Here is a 23053-nt window from a genome sequence, read left to right as displayed (position 1 = left end):
TGGACAACTGACACAATTCACCAAAGATTCAACCAAATGAATTTAGATCAAATACGATGTCTAACTCGAACTCGGATTCCTTACCTACCGTTCGTTTCGTTATGTGCAGCTTTAAGCTTTTAAAAAAATAATGAAGAAGCTCATTTTGAAAATGTGGCTCTAATGACTCAAACGTATCTATAATACTGGTTATGCGCTTCTTAAACGTGGATGGATCAATATAAATAGAATCATTTTCTTTTTTATGTTTTAGCGCATCGGTTTCTTCAATCGTTTTTTCCAATTCTTGAATTTGTTTCACATACTGTTTGTTTTTTGCTTCATATATGAATTGGTCAATCGATTTTTTTTCTGCATATTCTTCATATAGGGTAAGACGATGTTGTTTTATTTTCTCGATTCTTTGTTCCAATTGAACGATGAAATCTTCCATTTTATTCGTTTCTTTTTGGTGGTGGGCGTGATGCTCCAGTCGTTCCGATAGAGCATTTGTATCAAGATCTATATGCGTTTTAAGTATTTCCGTTAGCTTTTGCAATACCCGATCATATTTGACGGACCCGTTACAGCAGTGCAAAATGTAGAAGGAATAACAGTTTTTTACACCATCTGATTTTCGAGTGTAATAGCTTTTCGTATGCTTTCTATACATCACCTTTCCGCAAGCACCGCACTTAATAAGTTTTGAAAGAGGATGTGCTCTTCTGTGCGAATCGGTAAGGTAGCTGACCTTATTATCCTGCAGCCTTTCTTGGACTCTATTAAACCTTTCTTCATTAACCAGTGATTCAGTCGATTCCACAATCGTCCATAGTTCTTTGGGCTGGAACTTAACTTTTCCGCCTCTCTTCTTTCTTTTGCCGAAAACCTGCATTCCTATATTTCTCTCATTTGATAAAATTCGTTTTATGGATGCTTTGGCCCACTTTCCCCCTTTAGGGGCTGGAATTTTCCTGCGGTTCAACTCATCAGCGATCTTTTGGAACCCGTACCGCTCTTCAAGATACAAATCATACATCAAGTGAATGACTTTCTTTTGTTCTTCATCCGGAATCAGTGTTTTCGTTTTTTGATCTACCTTCCATCCGTAAGGTATGGGGCCTCCAATATAAAAACCCCGCTCCGCCGCCTGTTGTCTTCCCGAGGTTAAGCGTTTCTTGATCGCTTGAAATTCCTCATGATAAAAAAAGAATTCAAAGCGCAGCATCTGCAGGTCGCTTTCGTTTTTTGGATCATACATGCGTGCAGGCGTTATGATTAATATTTCGTAATCCTCAATTATTTTATATAAAATACCTGCGTCTTGCTGGCTTCCGCGGGATAGGCGCGATATATCTTTAACAATAATGGCGTCGTATTTTTCTTTTTTTATCCCTTCAATGATTCGTTTCATCTCCCTGCGCTTTTCTAGACTTGATCCTGATGCAATTTCTTCAAAAGTGTGGTAAGGAAAGCCGGCCCTGGATAAAAACTTTTTCATAGCCATTCGCTGTGCTTCTAATGTATTTTCTCCAGTTCGCGCTTCAAGTTTAACATCCTGTCTTGATCGTCTCAGGTACAAAGCAGCGAGTTTCACTTTTGGGGTTAATTCCATGTGCCTCATCCTTTTATCGCTAGGTTATTGCATTATATACAGATAAACTGGCGAAAAGAATTTGAGGTAATGGGAATTACTATGAATCTAGGATTTTTTTTTATGTCTTAAAATAGGTTCTTAATCATACATAATATAAAACAGGTTGTATCTCATGGAAAGGAGTGAGACCTTTGATTTACAACTGGAGTTCATTCCAACACATATTGAATGAGTGGTTTGAAGCACATAAAGATATATCATTTGTATGGATTCCATCGAAATATCAAGACGATAAAATCATTTTTACTGTGAATGCACACAAGTTCATTGATGGGACGGAAATGGAAATTGGGGAAGTCCGTTTGGACGTCAGCAAAATGCATGTGAAAGAGACCGTGGCAGGGATGAAAATAACGTTTAGCTAAGGATTTAGCAGGATTGTTCTTCCTTTAGTTTTTCTATCGTTTCCGCTTCTTTTCTAACTTTTTCAGCTTCCTCTTGATCAATAAAATACATTTTTACAATTCTCCTTTAGGTGAGATGATGATGATTAAGGAAATTAAAGTAGTATTAAGCAAAGAGGAATATCAAGCTTTAGAAGAAATGGCAGTGATTATTAATTACTTGACAAGAGAATATGAGTACGGCATCGATGTACACATTCTTGCTCGGCGCGCCGTAACGGAGTATATTCGCATCCATCGCGTCAAGAGCCTCTCGAAGAAATATTCGGAGAGCCCCATAAGAAACAGGCTGGAAGAATTGCTGCGAAAGCGGCAAATCAAAAAAGGGGATTTTGCGAAAGAGATTGGAATCACTTCTGCAACTTTATCCAATATCTTAAGCGAAAAGACGGAGCCTACTCTCGATGTTGCGATGCGCATTGCTGATCGATTGGGATTGAACGTCACGGATATCTTTTATCGACAATAACCATGTTTTGGCATGGTTATTGTTAGTTTTGCGGATCATGTCGTTTTTATGCATGAAAATTGGACATGCAAAAAAGTATGAATTTTTATCGTATAACCAAAAAAACGAGAAGAAGCATAGGGGGATTTCAATCCGATTTGAAATGAAAAGGATTTTATTACAATGCATTTGAAAACTGTTTTATATCAAAAATCCGATTCATAAGCTTGATAAAGCGAAATCAAGCTTTTGTATTTCGCTTTATAGGCATGTACATAAAACTTTAAAGAGGAAGGGGCAAATCAGTAATGACCGCCCCTGTCATGGTTCATAGTCAAAAAGAAAACGCAATGCGGTTTTGGGCAGGAAATCGCAGATTATGCTCCTGGAAGTATACAAAAGCTTCTAATTTAACGGTTTGACTTGGCTCTTGCCTGAAAATCGTTAACTGAAAATGGAGGGATTCGCTTCCTTGGGGAGGAATTTGCATCGTTTCTATAGGTGAAATCCAAAACTCTCCTTTTTCAAGCCCCTTTTCAAGCCAATCTTCCTCGAGGTATTTCCACCCCTTTGATCCACCGGCACTTTGAACGCCCATCCTTTCAACCATATTGGGGGGAACCATCTGTCCTTGCAGCTTCATCCCAGCGGCAGGTGTGGCACGCAAACAAAGTACCGGATTGGAGAGAACTTCATTCCCGGTATTCTTGACGATTAATTTTCCGATTACCATAAATGGCCGGTCTTCTTTTACAGTTGCATGAACGGTATAGTCAAAAAAGGATTCTGCCTGCAGCAGTTGAACGGATGGTTTATTCTGAGGTTGCTCGAATTGTTCGGCTTGCTTTTTTTCTGTTTGCACCCGTTTAGAGGTTTCGGTATTGAATGGATTTAGTGCGCTATGAGGAAAAAAGGAGAGGGGGGAAACTTTTAGAGTCTTTTGGAAATATTCCAGAATGCCCTTAGCAAGAGCGACTCCCATTTTATCCATAAAAGAGAACTCCTGATGTTCCCCTTGTTTCGGAAATTTGCATTCAAGCCGAATAAAATGCTTGGGAAGAACCGATTCAAGGTCATCTTGGGTCTCGCAGTCTATTCCGGAATGATGCAATCCATTGGTTAAACAATGGAAAAGAAGATCATCTTCCGGATGATGCCGAAGGATAAGATGATGCTTTTCAAAAGCTCCGACCGCGAGATCCAGCTGAAGATACAAATCTCCAGCGTAAGGAGGATTGGGTTTCCCTTGAAGCTTTATCAGCTCTGCTCCCGAATCGGAAAGGAACAATTTCAGCTCTGAAAACAGGTCAGACGGATATTCCTCATCCGGCATCCTTTGGACAAAGAAAATCCGTTTCCCCTCCAAAGCTGGAGTCAGATGAACCGCACTCGCTCTATCATCCCATTGGGTTTGCAATCCTATTTCTTCACAATATAGGCGAAAAGCTGGCAATGAGGGATAAGGGATGCTGCTTAAGGCCTGATTCCTGAAATAAATGTTGATATGCACTCAACTCACTCCTTTTTGCCTACGAAATTCTTATTAGTTTATGTGGGCGGGACATAAAAATGAACAATGAAGAAATGATTTGATAGGCTGCAGCCCATTTTGGATGAAATGGGCATTTGCATTAGTCAAGATTCCTTTGCTTTCCATAGGATGTAGAGGTAACTAAATCAAACCAAATGAAAGGAAGGATTCTTATTATGAAAGACATTAAAGTGATCCAGGGTGCTCAAGTATTGCCTACTCCAACACCCGAGGCTTTACAGCCTGAGTGCATCCGTGTGCAAAAAGTTTATGACTGGGTTTATTTGACGAATCGCTACCAAAACAAAATCCAACTCTCCGAGGCGTGTAGACCGATTATAGAAGAAAGATTAGCTCTAGGACATCGTCTAACAGCAAGATGTTCCACGAATCCCGATAATTTTCTTCCTGTCTTCCCGCTGCTTCCTAAGCCTCAGCCAACGCCAACTCCTATCGTTTGTCCCGGTGCCCGTTGCGATTTTGACGTTGATGCAGCTACTGTGGTCAGATGTACGGCTCCTGATGGAAGCATTGTCACTCTCAATGCTATCCCATTCTTGTTCACTGTTTGCGTACGGGTGGACTTAATCGATGAAAATGCCGGCAATGAAGTAATATGCAGCGAAAATGTCTTTGTTCAGTTCGATGAGGAAGTGGCATTGTGCTGGCAGAGAGGATTGAATATCCAATGCCGCATTTTGGATGTTCTCTGTAATGCATCTTTCCGACAATTGGGTGCAGGTGCCTTTATGGAACCAGGCATTTTCCTTACTGTCAATGTCTGTAAGGAAATTCAAGTCGAAGCTGAAGTGAAATTGGAGGTCTTGGCCAGATTCTGTCAGCCTCGCGGTCCAGTGGATTGTGATGTTAATCCAATTGAAGATGTCTGCCCGGCCCTTCCGTCTAACCTCTTCCCTGCCCAATGTCCTGCCATTTTCCCTGGTACTAGATAATTCCAATAAAAAGTATATGGCTCTAGCTGTTGGGGATAACTCAACAGCTTTTTATTTCAATTAAAGGCATATGATTCCGGAATATGTCCATTTGACAATACTGCCTAAGTTTTTGACACCATTCCGTCTGATTTTTAATATGAATAGGATAAGAGATACTCCGGGAGGATTAACATAATGGCGGAAAAGAAACAGAATCATCAGAGGTCCTCCGAAGAAAGGATCAAACTTCTAAAGCGCAAGGTTGAGCAATTTAAAGAAAGGGAGATAGAGTATACCCAGGCCTTGAAACATAAGAATGAAACAATCAAAGGGCATCTAGAAACCGAAACTTTACTTAAGAATGAATTGGAAAAAGCTAAAAATAAATTATCGGATTATTTAGAATCGGAATCCAAGCTCCAAGCATCGTTGTTACAGTTAAACCAAGTAGTTTCAAACTGCCGGAAGAAGGAATCCAATTTAATTAAAGAAATAGCAGAAAAAAATAAGGCAATGGAAGATAGGGAAGCAGAGTTTCATGATACATTGAGCAAAAAGGAAGAAGAGATAGGAAACCTGAGGAAGAAGGAATCACAATCTCAGGAGATCGCAGCTCAGATTAAGGAAAAAAACTCCATTATTCAGACGAATTTGGCCCAAAGGGAGAAGGAAGTTTCGAGTCTCCAGCAGCGGATCCAGAAAATCCAACAGGAATTATCTGAAAAGAAAGATATACTGTCGAGATTAGGAGCTAAGGAACTGGAATTTGAAAAAGTTTTAGCTCAGCAGAAAGAAGAAATTTCAGGGTATCGAGGTGATCTGGCCCGCAAGGAAGAAGAAATCTCGAGTCTTCAAGAGCGAGTTCGGGAATTCCAGCAAGTAATGGCGGAAAAGAATGAGGAAGTGGCAACCCTGGAGGCTAAGGCTTCGGAATCGCATGCAGCTTTAGACAAGAAAACAGAGGAAGCCGCGAATCTTCAAAAACGAATTCAGGAGTTCCAGCAATCATTGGCGGAAAAGGAAGAAGCGATAGCAAGCCTGGAGGCGAAGGCGTCGGAATCGCAGGCAGCTTTAGACAAGAAAACGGAGGAAGCCAGGAGTCTTAAAAAGCGTGTTCAGGAGTTCCAGCATTCGTTGGCGGAAAAGGAAAAAGCGATAGCAAGCCTGGAGACGAATGAAACTGAATTACAGGAAGTCCTGGCCCAGCAGAATAAAGAAATCTCGGGTTACCGTGGAGATTTGGCCCGTAAAGAAGAAGAAGCCTCAAGTCTTCAAAAGCAGATACAGGGGTTCAAGCAATTAGTGGCGGAAAAAGAAGAGGCGCTAGCAAGCCTGGAGGTCAAGGAAACTGAATTACAGGAAGTCCTGACCCAGCAACATAAAGAAATCTCGGGTTACCGTGGAGATTTGGCACGCAAGGAAGAAGAAGTCTCAAGTCTTCAAAAGCAGATCCAGGAGTTTCAGCAATTAGTGGCGGAAAAGGAAAAGGAAGTAGCAAGCCTTGAGGCTAAGGCTTCGGAATCGCAAGCAGCTTTAGACAAGAAAACGGAGGAAGCCGCGAGTCTTCAAAAACGAATTAAGGAGTTCCAGCAATCGTTGGCGGAAAAGGAAAAAGCGATAGCAAGCCTGGAGGCGAAGGAAACGGAGTCCCAGGAAGCCTTGACCCAGCAGCTAAGAGAAACCTCAAGTCTTCAAGAAGGGGTTCGGGAATTCCAACAGGTAATGGCGGAAAAGGAAGAAGCGATAGCAAGCCTGGAGGTCAAGGAAACTGAATTACAGGAAGTCCTGGCCCAGCAGCGAAGAGAAATCTCAAGTCTTCAAGAGCGGGTTCGGGAATTCCAACAGGTAATGGCGGAAAAGAATGAGGAAGTAGCAACAATGGAGGCTAAGGTTTCGGAATCGCAAGCAGCTTTAGACAAGAAAACGGAGGAAGCCAGGAGTCTTAAAAAGCGTGTTCAGGAGTTCCAGCATTCGTTGGCGGAAAAGGAAAAAGCGATAGCAAGCCTGGAGACGAATGAAACTGAATTACAGGAAGTCCTGGCCCAGCAGAATAAAGAAATCTCGGGTTACCGTGGAGATTTGGCCCGTAAAGAAGAAGAAGCCTCAAGTCTTCAAAAGCAGATACAGGGGTTCAAGCAATTAGTGGCGGAAAAAGAAGAGGCGCTAGCAAGCCTGGAGGTCAAGGAAACTGAATTACAGGAAGTCCTGACCCAGCAACATAAAGAAATCTCGGGTTACCGTGGAGATTTGGCACGCAAGGAAGAAGAAGTCTCAAGTCTTCAAAAGCAGATCCAGGAGTTTCAGCAATTAGTGGCGGAAAAGGAAAAGGAAGTAGCAAGCCTTGAGGCTAAGGCTTCGGAATCGCAAGCAGCTTTAGACAAGAAAACGGAGGAAGCCGCGAGTCTTCAAAAACGAATTAAGGAGTTCCAGCAATCGTTGGCGGAAAAGGAAAAAGCGATAGCAAGCCTGGAGGCGAAGGAAACGGAGTCCCAGGAAGCCTTGACCCAGCAGCTAAGAGAAACCTCAAGTCTTCAAGAAGGGGTTCGGGAATTCCAACAGGTAATGGCGGAAAAGGAAGAAGCGATAGCAAGCCTGGAGGTCAAGGAAACTGAATTACAGGAAGTCCTGGCCCAGCAGCGAAGAGAAATCTCAAGTCTTCAAGAGCGGGTTCGGGAATTCCAACAGGTAATGGCGGAAAAGAATGAGGAAGTAGCAACAATGGAGGCTAAGGTTTCGGAATCGCAAGCAGCTTTAGACAAGAAAACGGAGGAAGCCAGGAGTCTTAAAAAGCGTGTTCAGGAATTCAAGCAATCGTTGGCGGAAAAGGAAGAAGTGATAGCAAGCCTGAAGGCGAAGGAAACGGAGTCCCAGGAATCCCTGGCTCAGCAGCGAAGAGAAGTTTCGAGTCTCCAAAAGAGGATCCAGCAGTTCCAGCAGGTATTGGCGGAAAAGGAGGAGGCATTAGCAAGCCTAGAGGCTAAGTCATTGGAATTCCAGGCAGCTTTAGACTTGAAAACGGAGGAAGCCGCGGGTCTTCAAAAGCGTGTTCAGGAGTTCCAGCAATCATTGGACGAAAAGGAAGAAGCGATAGCAAGCCTAAAGGCGAAGGAAACGGAGTCCCAGGCAGCCCTGACCCAGCAGCGTAGAGAATTTTCGAGTCTTCAAAAGCGGGTTAAGGAGTTGGATCAGGTATTAGCAGAAAATGAAGAAACAAGGGCAACCCTTGAGTTTATGGCATCGGAATCCCGGGTTGCTTTAAAAGTAAAAACGGAGGAAGTCTTGAATCTCCAAAAGAGGATCCAGGAGTTCCAGCAAGCATTAGCGGAAAAGGAAGAAGCAGTAGCGATGCTGGAGGTCAAGGAAACGGAGACTCAAGAAGTTGTGGCCCAGCAGCATGCAGAAATCTCAGGTTACCGTGAAGAACTAACTCGCATGAAAGAAGAAATTTCCAGCCTGCAAAATAGGGTTCAGGTAACCCAGTGGGAGTTGAGGGAAAAGGAACAAGAGTTAAGATTCCTGAATGAAAAGAAACGGGAACATCAGCAAGAATTGTTTGAAAAGCAAAAAGCACTTGCAGATTTTCAAATGCAAATAGAAGGGCTACAACAAGCATTAGCCGAGAAGGAAGAGATGATTACAAAGTACAAAGTCATGGAGAGTGAGTATCGGCGAATCCTGGAGGAAAAGGAGAAAGCGATGGAACAGAATCAACTGAAGGAGACTGAATACCAGGAAGCCATTGCACAAAAAGAAGAGATGATTGCAAGTTTCGAATCAAAAGAGATGGAATACAAGCAAGCATTGGCACAGAAAGAGGAAGCAATTTCCCTCCTTCATACAAAGGAAAAGGAATATAGGCAAGCTCTCGCTCAGAAGGAAGAAGCGATTTCCAGTTTCCGAATAAAAGAAATGAAATACCGTGAGGCCATAGCTCAGAAGGAAGAGGCGATTGTGAGTCTTCAAGCCAAGGAAATAGAATACCGGCAAGCCCTGGCCCAGCAGGAACAAGCGCTTCTGACCTACCTGGTTAAAGAAGCCGAGTATCGGCAAGCCTTGCTTCAGAAGGAAAAGATGACAGAGAAAGAGGTCCAACATCTTCAAGAAGACAATAATGATTCCAATGATGAAAAGCAGAAGGGAAAAGATCAGATATTTGAGCATGAAAAAGCATCCTATAGAGTTGTTCAAGCAATGCGCGCCCCTATTGCCCATCGCGGTGAGCCCAAGCAGGTCTTCATTCAGCCAAGTGTAAAGGGGGAAGAGCTTCCTTCATTCTTTAAATTAATGAATAATCCCCCTCAGCAGGAACATAGCCCCGCAAGTACAAGCAATCTGAAAAAAGCACCCGCTCTTGAAGAAAGCTTGCCTAAGAATGGAATCCATCCTGATGCAGGCGAGGAGGAAGAACGGAAGAATAACACAGCCCAAGAGCCCGCGGAACAAAACGAGATATCAAAACATCCGTTTTTGCGGCAGCATCCGGCTCCATTTCAGGCTGCTATTGATAAGAGCAAAAAAGACAAAAGGAATTAGCCCAATCTGGTTCCCTATAGTATCGATCAAGGAGGCAAAGGAATAAAGATAATATGAGTTGAATCCAGAAAGGAGTACGATAAAATGGCAAATGATCCGCAACCCAAAATCTACAAGGTAGAGTCCAAGAAAACAAAACGAAATCAAATGATTAGCCATGTTACTAGTACTACAAACCCCAATGAATTAAAGAGCATATTTCGCACTGGCTCAACGTCGCTGCAATCTAAAACAACAAGAGTCGGATGCTGTGGAAGAGCAAAAAAGCAAGGATAGCGGCGGGTTATTTTTTATTGAACAAAGCATCTGGACTAAGATGATTGCGCATTGTCAAAGCGAACAGCCGATGGAAGCGTGCGGCCTGCTGTCAGGAACAGGCGGCCATGCAGAAACGATATGGATGATGGAAAACGTTGAGAATAGCCCAACAGCCTTTGCTATGGATATGGAGCAGATTCGCCGGGTATTCCGGCAAATCGAGGAGAAAGGGGAACGGCTGGTTGGAATTTATCATTCTCACCCAACCGCTCCACCGGTTCCTTCAAGCCGGGATATCGAATTCGCCAATTATCCGGAAGCAGCCTATATTATTGTTTCGCTGGCTAAACGAATTCCGGAGATCGGCATATACCATATTTTAGAAAAACGGGTGACTCCTATTCTTTTTTATATCGTTTGATCGAATGAGTATATTCGGTAGCCTAAACGCCACGGAAAATCCGTGGTGCTTCTTTTGCCCTCAAGTTCGGATTGCCCGGAAAAACATAGGCACTAAGCAAGGGCATAAACATAGAATAAAAATGAGGGGGAAGGAAGTTTGATGGAGAAAGTCAGTGTCATTATACCGGTATATAACCATGAAAAGTTCATTGCGGAGACAATCGACAGCGTACTTGACCAGTCACACCGCAATACTGAAATCATTGTCGTAAACGATGGATCGACGGATGGAACTAAAGAGGTCTTGCATGGATATAAGGACAAAATTCTCATGATTGAGCAAGCAAATGCCGGTCCTTCCGCTGCAAGAAACCATGGATTGAGGAAGGCAACCGGTAAGTTTATTTGTTTTCTTGATTCTGATGACAAGTTCTATCCCTCCAAATTGGAGCGCCAGCTGCAGGTTTTTAGGCGAGTGCAAAAGGTTGGCCTTGTTCATGCAGGGGCAACTGTTACTAAAACAAACAACCAATTTTGGTACCGATATATTCCCAGGCCATTCCACTCCCATAAGCAGCAGATTGTCGAACTTCTCAGGTCCAATCATATTGTATGCTCTACAGTTATGGTTAGGAGAGAGCTGTTTTCAAGGGTTGGATACTTCAATGAAAGCTATCCTCGGCATCAGGATTATGACATGTGGCTAAGGCTGCTTGCGCATTGCCCATTCGGTTCCGTTCCGGAAGCGCTAATTCTGTATCGCTGGCATGAGCAGAATATCAGCAGGGAAACCGATAAAGCCGCTTTGCGCATAATGAAGGAAGAAGCGGCCAAGCGCTTCAGAGAACTAGGGAAGGAGTGAACGTATGGAGCAAAGCACCTCTCTCGTAACCTTGATTTTCCCGGCTAAAAATGAAGGGAAGTATGTTCGGACAACAATTGAATCTGCCCTCCGCGCCAAAACGGATCATCCATTTGAAATGATTGTTGTTGACGATGGCTCCACAGATCAAAGTTGTGATTTTATCGATACTTACGAGTGCGGCAAGCCGATCAAAAGACTCCGGACAGAAGGAGTGGGTTTAGCCAAGGCCAAAAATTTGGGAGCTGAGCATGCGCAGGGTGATTATCTGATCTTCTGCGACGCTCATTTATTTTTTGAGGATTTTTGGTTAGACCGCTTAATAGAGCCGATCCAGAAAGGATTGGCTGATGGCACGACTCCCGGGATTGCGTCAACCAACTCCCCGCAAATTATTGGGTACGGCCAGACGCTGAATCAAAATTTGGGTGTACAATGGAATGTCTGGAAAAGATTTGTCCCATCAGCTGTGCTTCCAGGCGGATGCTATGCCGTTTCCAAAAGCGTCTTCTCTGATATTGGGGGATTTGATCAGGAGTTCCGGGTTTGGGGGTACGAAGATGTGGAGATCTCGATTAAAATGTGGCTGTTCGGTTACCGTTGCTATGCCCAGCCAACAGTCAAGATCCTTCATTTGTTCAGGCAGGAGCACCCCTATACCGTCAGTTATGAGTATTTTTATTACAACATGATGCGCATGGCATACAGTCACTTTAACGAGGAGCGAATCGAAAAAAGCAAAAACATGATCAAGCATGCAGATCCGGAGCAAATCGTTGCCGCCGTGCTGGAAGACGGAGCATTGAAGCAGCGGGAGAAGTATAGGGCACGCAGAAAATATGATGACGACTGGTACATGAAGAAGTTTAGAATTCCTTTCTAAAAGAAGCAGCCAATACAATGAAGTGTATTGGCTGTTTTTTTCTACATAATGTTAAGAGAGATTCTGCTGCCATTTCTGCCGCACTCAGGCCCCTTGGTTTCGTTCGGGCTACAGTTCGGCTTGCAAAGGCATTCGGATTGGCCTCCCCTAGAAGGACGGCAGCAGTAATATAAGACGGTTTTAGTTAGGGTCTTGTTTTTTTTGGCTTTTTTGGAGGCAGCTCTCCATTGGGAACAAAAACATCCCATTTTGTGTTCACGCTCCTTTCTATCATTCCTAATATCACACTATTCATAGAGAAGCTAACTTGCTAGTATGATTGGCCTGATTCAATTATACAAAATTTATATAACGTACCCTTTGGAGCGGGGAGAAAGTCCAATCACGACCGGTGCTCGGATCATACAATATGGGAAAGATGACTGTGGAGGGGAGGAAGCACTTGAAAATACTTGTGATTTGGAAGCTGTTGACAGTAGGGGGAGTCAATGCTGGGTGGCGGAATCGTGCGATCCATTTTTCCAAAAGCAACGTGACCACGGATTTTCTTTATCTGCATGATAAGGGCGGCCTCCATATGCTGCAGGATGTCGCACGGGTATACCTTACACGGGATCCAAATCAAATCATCAAGATCCTCAAAAAAAATAAATATGACCTCATAGTCGTAGTAGATTCTTCGGAGGTCTATCCTTTAATCAAAAAGGCGAAGTTCAATGGCAAGCTAATCGTTGAAGCAAGGTCACCGAATAAGGAGAAAATTGCTCCCCACCTGCAGGATTTCAAAGGGCTGAATCCCGATGCCATTGTTGTCCCTTCTATATTCCAGAAGAGGGTAGTCTCCTCCATTCTAAATAAGAGAGTACCGATTAGAATCGTATACAATCCGATAGATACCGATTGTTTCAAACCTATCCCGAGCGGCAGAGACATGGACAGAGCCGGCGCTATATTGCCTCAAAACCAAAAAATCATCGGCTGGATCGGGCGCTTGGATGTACGGAAGAACTGGAGATTTCTCCTTGAGATTGCCAGGCATATAATACAGATCAGAAAAGATGTTCAGTTTTGGGTAATCGGAGGCAAGGCAAGCAGAGAAAGAGAGATTTTCTCCAAACAAATAAAAGAGTATAAATTGAAGGATTATATCCGTTGGTTTCCCGTAGTCCCTTATCAGATGATGCCTGAGTTCTACAGCCAAATTGCCGATTCAGGCGGCTGCACACTGTCTACTACGCTCATGGAATCCTTCGGGAATACCTTCATTGAGTCGATGGCATGCGGGTGCCCTGTCGTGGCGCCAGGCATATCATCCCTGCCGGAGATCATCGAACATGACCGGACGGGGAAGCTCTATCGGCCGGCTTCCTTAATGAAAGCCTTGAAGCATTTGAATAATATGCTGGATCATCATCAGCTTCGGGAAGAAATCAGGAAGAACGCCTTGAAAGAAGTAAAAGCAAGGTTTGCAATAGAAGTCTGCGCCGAACAATACCTTCAGATTATACGCGATATGGTTCCAGAATCCATAGCAACGGATGACAAGGTACTTCAGGCAAACGATTTTCAAGTACAGCCGGAACTGATGGTTGAGCCCTACAAGCATATTGCCTGGCCAACGGGACAAATCCAAAGCCAGCAAGCACCAATCATCCGTAATACTTTTCATAGAATAGAAAAAAGGCTCGGCAGAACGGAACTTTTTCATTCGAAACGGAATTTCTTGTAATCATCAATAGACCCCACGAAACATAAATCCGTGTTCAGGAGAGGTGGAGTTATGGAGCAGAAGCTTTACCCGGTGCGATTCGTAAAATCGCTCACGGGAAAATCCCGGCCCCAGCTCATTCTTTTTAGTGACGGATTTGAATATGTTGTCAAATTCAAGAATAACCGCCAGGGCACAAGGGTGCTCGTAAACGAGTTTGTGGTAGGACATTTAGCCCAATTGGTCGATCTTCCGATTATTCCCTTTAAGATTGCAGTGATACCGGAAGATTTCATCCGAGAAAACAAGAAGCTTCAACAACGGCAATTTGAACCTGGACATCAGTTTGCCAGCTTGTATTTGGACAACTGCAGGGGACTTTCGGAGGAATTTTCCCCCTCGAAAAGTGAAATTGCTAACGTACGCCAGCTCATGAACCTCATTGCCTTTGATCACTGGGTAAGCAATACGGACCGGGGAAAAAACAATATTCTGCTGGAGTGCTTTCCTCAGAGTCCACGGCAGGTTTATATCATTGATCACGCCAATTGCTTTCCGGGAGGTTTCAAGTGGACTGCGGAAACTTTAAAAGGCTCGAGCAAAAAAGTCCTGGACCGGTTCGTTCATCAATGGTGCTTCAAACTGATGGGGGATCCTGAAGAACTATTTCTATCCATTTATAAGATACTAGCCTTATCCGATCATGCCATATCCTCAGTCATTAATTCTGTCCCCGAGGATTGGGAGGTCTCAAAGGAAGAGAAGGAAGGACTGTTTTTCCATTTAATAGAAGCGAAGAAACGGCTGCCTGAGCTGATGGCAAAATATTTCATCAAACACTATATGACAAAGCACTATTTGATAAAACCCATAAAGAACTCTAAAAACAGGGGAGCCAAGGAGGGAATATGATATCGAATCTCGATCTCCAGATTATTGAAGAAATAAAAAAGCTGCGGGTTTACCACAGAAAACATGCGGATGTTAAAGTCACAAAAGCCTGCCCCTTCCCCATGATGGGAAGGGGCAGGCAAGGCGCAGTTTTCCAACTTGCAGAGGATAAGTGCGTCAAGGTTTACGCCCGGGAAAAGGATTGCGATAGGGAATATGAAGCATTGTTTCGCGGACAGCCTTTTCCCCTTTTTCCAAGGGTCTTCCTTAAAGGGCCCAACTATATCGTAATGGAGAGAATTCAAGGCATAACATTGAAGAAATTCCTGAAGAAAAATAAGCTAACAAAGGACATTTCCAGGAGTTTGCTTCACATGCTGAACGTGTTTAAAGACATTCAGTATGAGAGAATAGATCACCATGCAAAGCATATATTCATTCAACCGGAAGGCCGGTTAAGGGTTATTGATGTGGCTCGGATGGTTGGCCGGAAAACCCCTTATTCTTATCCATATCCCCATAAATTGCTTAAGAGTCTTGGAACCAGGAATCGGAAGATCTTTTTTAGCCATCTCAAAGAGTTGGACCCGGATTTATATGAAGGATGGGTAAAATTTGAAAAATAGAGCTCTTTCATTTCAAAAGCTAGAGATGGAAAAGGACTGCTTCGGACAGTCCTTTTCTAATTCTTTTAGGGCTTGACACTGTGCACACCCCATTAATACCAAACAACCCACGTTAGGTTAACGTGAGTTGTTTGGGAATATCCTGGGACATTGAGCAGGGAAAAGGTTACTTGGAAGTGGTGGGCAAACGTCTGTGAATGGCGTTCCCTCACACTCAACAGGTCTGCGGGGCTGGCAGAAACGCGCCGGAAGTTCCAGCTTCACTTCTGCTTCTACTTGGATTTCCTTACAGACATGGACGGTGAGAAAAATCCCAGGTTCAGCGAAGGCACCCAACTGTCGGAAAGAAGCGTTACAAATGACGTCAAGAATACGGCATTGAATGTTGAGTCCTCTCTCCCAGCACAGAGCCACCTCTTCACGGAACTGGACAAATACATCCTCACTGCAAATGACCTCATCACCTGCATTCGTATCGACCAGATCTATCCTTATGCAAACGGTGAACAAAAACGGAATGGCCTGTAGGGTCACGATCGTGCCGTCCGGTACCGTACATCTTACAGGTGCAGCGGCATCTAATTCAAAATCGCACCGTGCACCCGGGCAACCGATCGGAGTCAATGTTGGCTGGGGCTTCGGTAGCAACGGAAAGACGGGCAGGAATGCATCGGGGTTTGTTATGCATCTAGCGGAAAGCCGGTGCCCCAGCGCCAGCCGCTCTTCGATGATCGGCCGGCAAGCCTCGGAGAGCTGGATTTTATTTTGATAGCGATTCGTCAGATAGACCCAGTCAAACACCTTTTGCACCCGGATGCATTCGGGCTGCAAGGGTTCTATGGTTGGCCCAGGAGCGGGAGTAGGAGCGGGAGTAGGAGTAGGAGGAGGGGATGGAATCTGCAATATCTTCAATACAAATGCATCAAAATTTCCGGCGAGGGCTTCCTGAAAAGGGTTCTGCGTGGGGAAGTCGGGGGAGGCGGTTTGCCCTGTGACATAGGCGGCCCCGCTGCTGTCCACGGCGATGCCAGAGCCTATATCAGTGAGGCTTCCCCCAAGGTAGGTGGAATAAACCAGAGTATCCCCTGCAGGACTTAACTTGGTGACAAAGACATCGGATCCGCCCGCACGATCTGCCAGAATAGGATCCATTGTGGGGAAGTTGTCGGAGATGGTTTGCCCTGTGACATAGGCGGCCCCGTTGCTGTCCACGGCAATGCCAAAGCCTATATCTATATTGCTTCCCCCGAGGTAGGTGGAATAGACGAGTGAAGTGCCAGTGGGATCCAGCTTTGTAATAAAGGCATCGGAATTGCCGGCAAGGGCTCCCTGAAAAGGGTTCTGCATAGGGAAGTTCAACGAGGAAGTTTCCCCTGTGACATAGGCGGCCCCGCTGCTGTCCACGGCAATGCCAAAGCCTCTATCAAAGTTGCTTCCCCCGAGGTAAGTGGAATAGACGAGCGAAGTGCCGGTGGGATCCAGCTTTGTAATAAAGGCATCAGAATTGCCGGTAAGAGCTCCCTGAAAAGGGCTTTGCATGGGAAAGTCGAGAGAAGCCGTTTGCCCCGTGACATAGGCAGCCCCGCTGTTGTCCACGGCAATTGCGAATCCAAAATCAAAGTTGCTTCCCCCGAGGTAGGTAGAGTAGACGAGCAAAGTGCCGGTAGGATCCAGCTTTGCCACAAAGGCATCGGTGTCTCCGCCAAAATTCCCTTGAACAGGGATCTGCGTGGGGAAGTCGTCAGAGGATGCGGTTTCCCCCGTGACATAGGCGGCCCCGCTGCTGTCTACGGCGATGCCGTACCCTGCATCGAATTCACTTCCCCCGAGGTAGGTGGAGTAGATCAGGGTGTTTCCCGCTGGACTCAACTTCGTGACAAAGGCATCGGTGTCTCCTCCCAAATCCGCTTGAAAAGGGTTTTCCCTGGGGAAGTCAGGGGAGTTGGTTTGCCCCGTGACGTAGGCAGCCCCGCTGCTGTCCACATCGATGCCCAAGCCTTGATCGCTGCCGCTTCCCCCGAGGTAGGTTGAGTAGACAAGTGAAGTACCAGTGGGATCCAGCTTTGCTACAAAGGCATCCAAGACCCCGTTCAAAGCCACCTGAAAAGGGTTTTGCGTAGGGAAGATGGGGGAGTTAGTTATTCCTGTGACATAGGCGGCTCCGCTGCTGTCCACGGCAATGCCCGCGCCTGAATCAAAGCCGCTTCCCCCGAGGTAGGTGGAGTAGGCAAGAAGGGTAGGATCAATAATCAGCGGATAGCCGGGATCATACTCTTCTCCGATTTGAAAACCGTATACCCATTCCCCATTTGCATCCTCCATTACCTTAAAGGAACTGGCTACCGCTATCCGCTGGCCCTTCTTCTCTTGGTAACTGACAGGCCGTTCTTCCAGAAGGACCCCGATAGGAGTATGAATCTGGAGGTTTCCATTTTCATCTAACGATAGGCGTTCTGCCCCCTGGTATGAAAGCCGGATCAATGAAATCGGGGCACCCGGCTGAAGAATCAGCTCATATTTGCACGATCCCTGGTCTCCGCGAAAAAGAAGATCCACCCCCGGCCACAATTCGCGATAGACCACCTCATGGTAGGTAGGGAGATCGGTGAACCACTTCTCAGGGTGATTTCCGAGAAAGTAATTGACCTTTCCCGTCCCTTCCTTTCGCCCCTCCAATTGAACGGAGGGATTGGCGTGAAGAAAGCGCAATGATAAGGTGAAATCTTCCCGATCCAAAGCCGTAGGCCTCCTTTCTTCATCGGTTAGCGAGGGAAAGGATAGGCCTTGTGGAGAAAATCTTGAGTTTACCGGTTTTTGCCTAAATGCAAATACCGCTTCCCCGGGGGTGAAGTAGATCCCATAGCCCGATCTTTGCACATAATATTGTGCCTTTTCATACACCTGCCCTGCATTAGGGACAAACGCAAGGGGGAGCTTGGCATAGTTCTCCCACACTTTTTTATGGGTTTCCATTGTAATTGCCATAGATTTTGGTTCCTTCCTTTCTTAGTTCTTAAGCCAATACATTATGTTATGTTCGCGGATTTCCAATTGTATAGGCAGAAGGAGTAAGTGATGAAATAATTGGTGGAAATTGTAAGGGTTTGAATTCTTAGTTCGATTAAATCCTGCAAATGCAGCAAAAGTAAAACGGATAATAAAGCAATAATGAAAAATGCAGCTAGCCTCCTAGGGGGAGACAGCTGCATTTTTTGGAATTTATAATGAAAATTCGTTCTAAATCCTTTAGAGAACCTTAAAGGGCTGAAAAAACACTATTTTTATAGGGTTCGTTGATTAAACGGATTTTCAGAACGAATTGAAAGAATAGATGGAACCAATTTTTACACTCACAGGTTGATTGAAAAATCGTTGATGACCCTTTTATTTTGAAGCAAGATATAAAGCGTATTCCAGAGGCCTGATCCAAGAATAGTCCTGCTGCGGCGGATTCAACGTAAAAGGAAAGGGGAGCGGGTTTACTTCGAAAATCCACACATGGCCGTTTTCATCTACACCTAAATCAATCCCCAGATCCCCCATATGATATCCAAGCTTATCAAAAATGTAACAAATCCTATTACCTATGTTAGAGATTGACATTTCGCTTATCTTAAAATCGGGGTATGCCTTCCTTAAATCATTTATGGGGAAAACCATAACATCTACTGGTATGATATGACTGGAATTCGATGCAATCCGGAACAGCAAATTTGAAACTTCCCATTTACCTAGTCTGTTCTTACTCATATTAAGCCGTATATCAGTCGCTTTTCCACCGCATTTTACAGTTTGAATACCTTTCTGCAGAATATATTTATTAGGGATGAAAAATTGATCCTGCACTTCCCGGAAGGATTGAAATTGCTGATTTTTCATTTCTGATCCTTGCCGATAGAACATTTGAATACTTCCATCCTTCTGCAGCTGAACCCTAAAAATGCCTTGACTGCTATGCCCATGCAAAGAGGACATGGGTTTAATAAAAATATCCCGGTGACTATTTAAAAATATAGGGAAATCTGTTTTATTGATTAATCTTTGCGTAGCAGGAAGGTGATCGCGAAGCGGGATATCTTTAGAAAGGATTTCCCATCCCTTCCATTTATCAAAAATGAGATTATTAAAAACCTTCCTGCCTATAACACGCTCTAATTTTTTAATGACTTCAAGTTCAACGTGGCATTGGAGGTAAATTGAATCAGGTAAGGGGAAAAAACCTTGATCCTCATATATTACCCCCTTTTTTTTCTGGTAATGGTGAGCTTTTACACGCAAATTATTAAAATTCATATCCTTGATATGGAATTTAATGAGTCTAGCGTCGTTGGGGTATTTTTCCAATCGATTTTTTACAATTCCTCCAAGGCATGGTTTATCGTTAGAAACACATATACCTATGATAGGATGCGGTTTCTGAAACAAGTTCATATCCCCCTCACCTTCTAAAAAAATCACCTCTTGAAGAGGTGAATAGATAAACGAAGATCTCTTTTGGTGGGGCTATTCAGAGCTTACTGTCAAATCAACGGATACTACCCCCGCTATATCTTCATCTACGATGATATCGTCAAATGGGCAGGTACGAGTAAATGTCCCGATCGCAGCCCTTAATTGATCTATTACAGCTTGCGGAATTTGCGGGAAAAAGGTAGCAAGAATCGAGGCAACATCGATCGTAACTACACCGTTAGTTATTGGCAAATCAACACACACATCCGCAACTGTTATGGGTTCTAATCCCGTTACCGTAACAGTCCCATTTAAGCAAACGCGGCAAAATCCTATTCCTCCCAAAGTAATTCCTCCTTAAATTCCTAATATTAACTTTCTACACCCCCATTATATGGGCATTGGTTAATTGTGTTACTCAATATAAGGTTATTCATGCTAATCGATTAAAGCTTATCAAACGAACTAGGAAAAAGACTCGGACATTGAGGTGGGAAAAGATTGCTTGGAAGCGGCGGACAATCGTCTATGAACGGAGTTGCCGTACACTCTACTGGTCCGCGAGGTTGGCAGAAACGCGCCGGCAGTTCCAGCTTCACTTCTGCTACTACTTGGATTTCTTTGCATATATTTACAGTTAGAAAAATGCCAGGTTCAGCGAAGGCACCCAACTGTCGGAAAGAAGCGTTACAGATGACGTCAAGTGTGCGGCATTGAATGTTAAGTCCTCTCTCCCAACAAAGGGCCACTTCTTCATCGAACTGGACAAATACATTATCGGTGCAGATTACGTCATTTGCATTTATATCAATCAAGTCAACCCTTACGCATACCGTAAACAAGAAAGGAATAGCTTGGAGATTGACCGTCGTTCCATCTTGAGCAATACATCTGACTGGTGTAGCGGTGTCCGGTCCAAAATCGCAACGGGCACCAGGGCATATAAACGGGGTGGGAGCAGGCTGAAGCTGGGGAAGCAGAGGGAAAATCGGGAGAACATGATCGGGATTTGTCGTACATCTGGCAGTCAGACGGTGCCCTTGAGCCAGCCTTTCTTCAATGATCGGGCTGCATGCCTCGGGGAGTTGGATTTTGTTTCGGTAGCGGTTCGTTAGATAGACCCAGTCAAAAACTTTTTGAACGCGGATGCATTCGTTTTGGAATGGCTCCGGAGTTGGAGCGGGAGAGGGGGCCCCGATAACCGTAACAGTAAAAGAGCAGGCATTGGCGTTTCCGGAGTCGTCTCTTGCCGTGCAAGTAACAGTTGTAGTTCCTAAAGGAAAGAAAGAGCCGGATGGCGGGTTGCAGGAAACAGTAAACCCAGGGCAGTCGCTGACCGCAGGATCCGGATAATTTACAATGGCTCCGTTTTCGCCTGGATCCGCAAGGACGGTGATGTCGGCTGAGCAGGTAATGGACGGAGTCACCGTTATAGTGAACGAGCAGCTCGTTTGATGTCCAGCCGCGTCCGTCGCCGTACAATTGACGGTGGAAGGTCCCATAGGAAAAGCGGATCCGGGGGGCGGATCGCAAACTAAGGTCACCCCGGGACAATTGTCCGATACCGTGACATCGTATTCGCTGACCACGGCTGAACATTGTCCCGGATCGGCCGGTACGGTCATGTCGTTACAAGTGAGCTGCGGCGGTTCGGTATCATTCACCGTCACCGCAAAGGAGCATTCAGCTGTATCCCCACTCGCATTCGTAGCTGTGCATGTCACCGTATGAGATCCAACAGGGAACGATTGGACCTCAGTAATCGAAACGGATTGCTCCGGAGGGAAAAAAGTATGGGTTCCACCTGGATCGCAGGCAATCTCTATAATCCCGCAGTCAAAACTAGTAGCCTCAATAGTATAGGAAACGGTTCCCGAACATTGACCCGGGTCATTTTCCGTTGTGATATCTCCGGGACAAATAATGCTAGGGTTGCACACCGGGGCCGGAGCCTCTAAAAATGGAATAAAATCTACATTCCCCATAATAGATCCAGGCGACGGGCCAGAAGGACTTCCCCACCAGTTATTCTCAGCATTTAAAACCGGTACAGAATTGTAAAATAGTTGACCTTCCGGGTTATCAAAAAGATTGTTATTGTTCACGACGACATTCGATGGACGCAGAGTTCCCCCTCCAATTCGAATGCCAAATGTAGTTCGCCCATCCCCTGGGACTCCGTTATCATGAATGCAATTATTTTGGATGACAATATTATTGACATTAAAGCTTACATGGAGGGCACCATTCCGACTTCTGCTCCTGTATATTTCGTTGCCGTCTATAATGGTATTGCTTGTATAAACAGTAATGCCATCCTGATTGGTATCGTGAACTATATTATGGCGGATGACTCCTCCGGTTCGATTGACATCGAAACCATCGCTTCTTCCGCGCTTAATGCCGTCATTATTAACGACGTTATAGACCAGGTTTCCTTCAATATCCACATTGGTTGACTCGTATACGTAGATCGCTGCATCGGTTGAACGAATATCATGCACCTCATTGAAGCTAATCGTACTGTTTATAGTTCCACAACAAAAGTTGATGCCGTCACCTAATGTATTGTAAACATGATTGAAACTGATTGATCCGTTTGAAACATTGCGTAGCTGAACTCCTTCGTCTCCAGATGAGTCATGAATAATATTATACAAGATCCTCGTGCGCTCTTTGACTGGTGCCGCCGCTAAGGATTCAATTAAGTCCCCGGTCCCGTTTCTTATTTCCAAACCATTTATCGTGACATCATTTGCCTGAATTCGAAAAATGACAGCTACAGTAAAAAGGCCATCGACAATAGCTTCTGTAGTGGGATCTCCGGGAGTGCGGGAGGTAAAACAATTAGGGCGAGGATCCACATTCGCTTGCGGGCCAACAATGGTGACAGGCTTATCGACAGTAATGGTTGAAGGGGTCGGATATAATCCTGGTGCTACGTGGACTGTTCCTCCAGGATCTACCGCATTGATTCCGGCTTGAATAGTAGGAGCAAGAACACTAGGTACAAAAACCTCAGAAGGCAAATGTATTCTCCTTTCATGACAAGTTAAAAACAGGCTAGGCTAAAATCTGATAACTCCAATCCCATTCGGGGGATCAGGATTTTCATAGAAAACTATTCTTAATTCAATTCAGATCACTACCATTCATATGTTAAAAATAATGTGTTGGGTTTAGGTGAATATACATTTTTGAAGGAAGAGGGACGAACGAAAGTTTTTGGCGCTTTGGGCTTTGGCATGGGTTGGATGGATAAACCACCCGGATGCAATGAGAATAGCCGAGTTAATGAAATTAACCAGATCAATAAGTTTCAAAGCTCATATAACATAAATATAGACAATATCTAATATTGAACAGGAGGATTTATTGTGGGGGAATTAGGGTTTAATATCCCCTTGTCAAGTTAGATAACAAAAAAAGGAACGGCTTCATCAGCGTTCCTTTTCATATTTCACTGCAAGCAGTCTTGTCGATA

16 protein-coding genes are annotated in these 23053 nt (G+C 44.6%); 10 read left to right on the top strand and 6 right to left on the bottom strand.

Annotated elements, in window-relative coordinates:
* Nucleotides 1–28 precede the first annotated feature (28 nt).
* Nucleotides 29–1594: a recombinase family protein gene (locus EIZ58_RS31455; protein ID WP_167578087.1), complete on the bottom strand. Its 1566-nt coding sequence runs from the start codon at nt 1592–1594 to the stop codon at nt 29–31.
* Nucleotides 1595–1767: 173 nt separating this feature from the next.
* Between EIZ58_RS31455 and EIZ58_RS31450 the strand changes: the two genes are divergently transcribed.
* Together EIZ58_RS31450 and EIZ58_RS34650 are read left to right on the top strand one after the other, a co-directional pair.
* Complete coding sequence (locus EIZ58_RS31450; protein ID WP_134704990.1) at nt 1768–2001, top strand: hypothetical protein; 234 nt, start codon at nt 1768–1770, stop codon at nt 1999–2001.
* 121 nt (nt 2002–2122) lie between these two features.
* On the top strand, nt 2123–2509 hold the full coding sequence (locus tag EIZ58_RS34650; RefSeq protein WP_240689482.1) for a helix-turn-helix transcriptional regulator: 387 nt from the start codon (nt 2123–2125) through the stop codon (nt 2507–2509).
* A 313-nt stretch (nt 2510–2822) separates the two neighbouring features.
* Here EIZ58_RS34650 and EIZ58_RS31440 read toward each other — a convergent pair whose 3' ends face one another.
* Nucleotides 2823–3998, bottom strand: coding sequence for a hypothetical protein (locus tag EIZ58_RS31440; RefSeq protein WP_134704989.1), 1176 nt, complete (start codon nt 3996–3998; stop codon nt 2823–2825).
* Nucleotides 3999–4195: 197 nt separating this feature from the next.
* On the opposite strand from EIZ58_RS31440, the gene EIZ58_RS31435 reads away from it, so the two are divergent.
* From EIZ58_RS31435 to EIZ58_RS31400, 8 genes are all read left to right on the top strand, one after another.
* On the top strand, nt 4196–4972 hold the full coding sequence (locus EIZ58_RS31435; protein WP_134704988.1) for a BMQ_0737 family morphogenetic spore coat protein: 777 nt from the start codon (nt 4196–4198) through the stop codon (nt 4970–4972).
* A gap of 177 nt (nt 4973–5149) precedes the next feature.
* Nucleotides 5150–9487 (top strand): hypothetical protein, encoded by a 4338-nt coding sequence (locus EIZ58_RS31430; protein ID WP_134704987.1) that lies wholly within the window; start codon nt 5150–5152, stop codon nt 9485–9487.
* Between the two features lie 250 nt (nt 9488–9737).
* Nucleotides 9738–10166, top strand: coding sequence for a M67 family metallopeptidase (locus EIZ58_RS31425; RefSeq protein ID WP_240689481.1), 429 nt, complete (start codon nt 9738–9740; stop codon nt 10164–10166).
* Between the two features lie 141 nt (nt 10167–10307).
* A complete protein-coding gene (locus EIZ58_RS31420) occupies nt 10308–11009 on the top strand; it encodes a glycosyltransferase (RefSeq protein ID WP_134704986.1) in 702 nt (233 codons plus the stop codon).
* A 4-nt stretch (nt 11010–11013) separates the two neighbouring features.
* Complete coding sequence (locus EIZ58_RS31415; protein WP_134704985.1) at nt 11014–11892, top strand: glycosyltransferase family 2 protein; 879 nt, start codon at nt 11014–11016, stop codon at nt 11890–11892.
* Between the two features lie 409 nt (nt 11893–12301).
* On the top strand, nt 12302–13621 hold the full coding sequence (locus EIZ58_RS31410; protein ID WP_240689480.1) for a glycosyltransferase family 4 protein: 1320 nt from the start codon (nt 12302–12304) through the stop codon (nt 13619–13621).
* A gap of 51 nt (nt 13622–13672) precedes the next feature.
* The gene (locus tag EIZ58_RS31405) at nt 13673–14512 is read left to right on the top strand and encodes a HipA family kinase (protein ID WP_134704983.1); all 840 of its coding nucleotides are present in this window, start codon (nt 13673–13675) and stop codon (nt 14510–14512) included.
* Nucleotides 14509–15117 carry a hypothetical protein gene (locus tag EIZ58_RS31400; protein ID WP_134704982.1) on the top strand — a complete coding sequence of 203 codons (609 nt, stop codon included), beginning with the start codon at nt 14509–14511 and terminating at the stop codon, nt 15115–15117. The genes EIZ58_RS31405 and EIZ58_RS31400 overlap by 4 nt, the downstream gene beginning before the upstream one ends.
* Before the next feature lie 117 nt (nt 15118–15234).
* Here the strand turns inward: EIZ58_RS31400 and EIZ58_RS31395 are convergent, their stop codons facing one another.
* The 4 genes from EIZ58_RS31395 to EIZ58_RS31380 all read right to left on the bottom strand — a co-directional run bounded on the left by EIZ58_RS31395 (nt 15235) and on the right by EIZ58_RS31380 (nt 22598).
* A complete protein-coding gene (locus EIZ58_RS31395) occupies nt 15235–18102 on the bottom strand; it encodes a BMQ_0737 family morphogenetic spore coat protein (RefSeq protein WP_134704981.1) in 2868 nt (955 codons plus the stop codon).
* A gap of 399 nt (nt 18103–18501) precedes the next feature.
* The gene (locus EIZ58_RS31390; RefSeq protein WP_167578086.1) at nt 18502–19542 is read right to left on the bottom strand and encodes a YheC/YheD family protein; all 1041 of its coding nucleotides are present in this window, start codon (nt 19540–19542) and stop codon (nt 18502–18504) included.
* Nucleotides 19543–19620: 78 nt separating this feature from the next.
* Complete coding sequence (locus tag EIZ58_RS31385; protein WP_134704979.1) at nt 19621–19914, bottom strand: hypothetical protein; 294 nt, start codon at nt 19912–19914, stop codon at nt 19621–19623.
* Between the two features lie 101 nt (nt 19915–20015).
* Nucleotides 20016–22598 (bottom strand): BMQ_0737 family morphogenetic spore coat protein, encoded by a 2583-nt coding sequence (locus tag EIZ58_RS31380; protein WP_134704978.1) that lies wholly within the window; start codon nt 22596–22598, stop codon nt 20016–20018.
* Nucleotides 22599–23053 lie beyond the last annotated feature (455 nt).

Source organism: Ammoniphilus sp. YIM 78166 (assembly GCF_004522215.1).
Taxonomy (GTDB): domain Bacteria; phylum Bacillota; class Bacilli; order Aneurinibacillales; family RAOX-1; genus YIM-78166.
The sequence above is the reverse complement of the archived record's forward strand: the minus strand, read 5'-3'. Positions and strand labels throughout refer to the sequence as shown.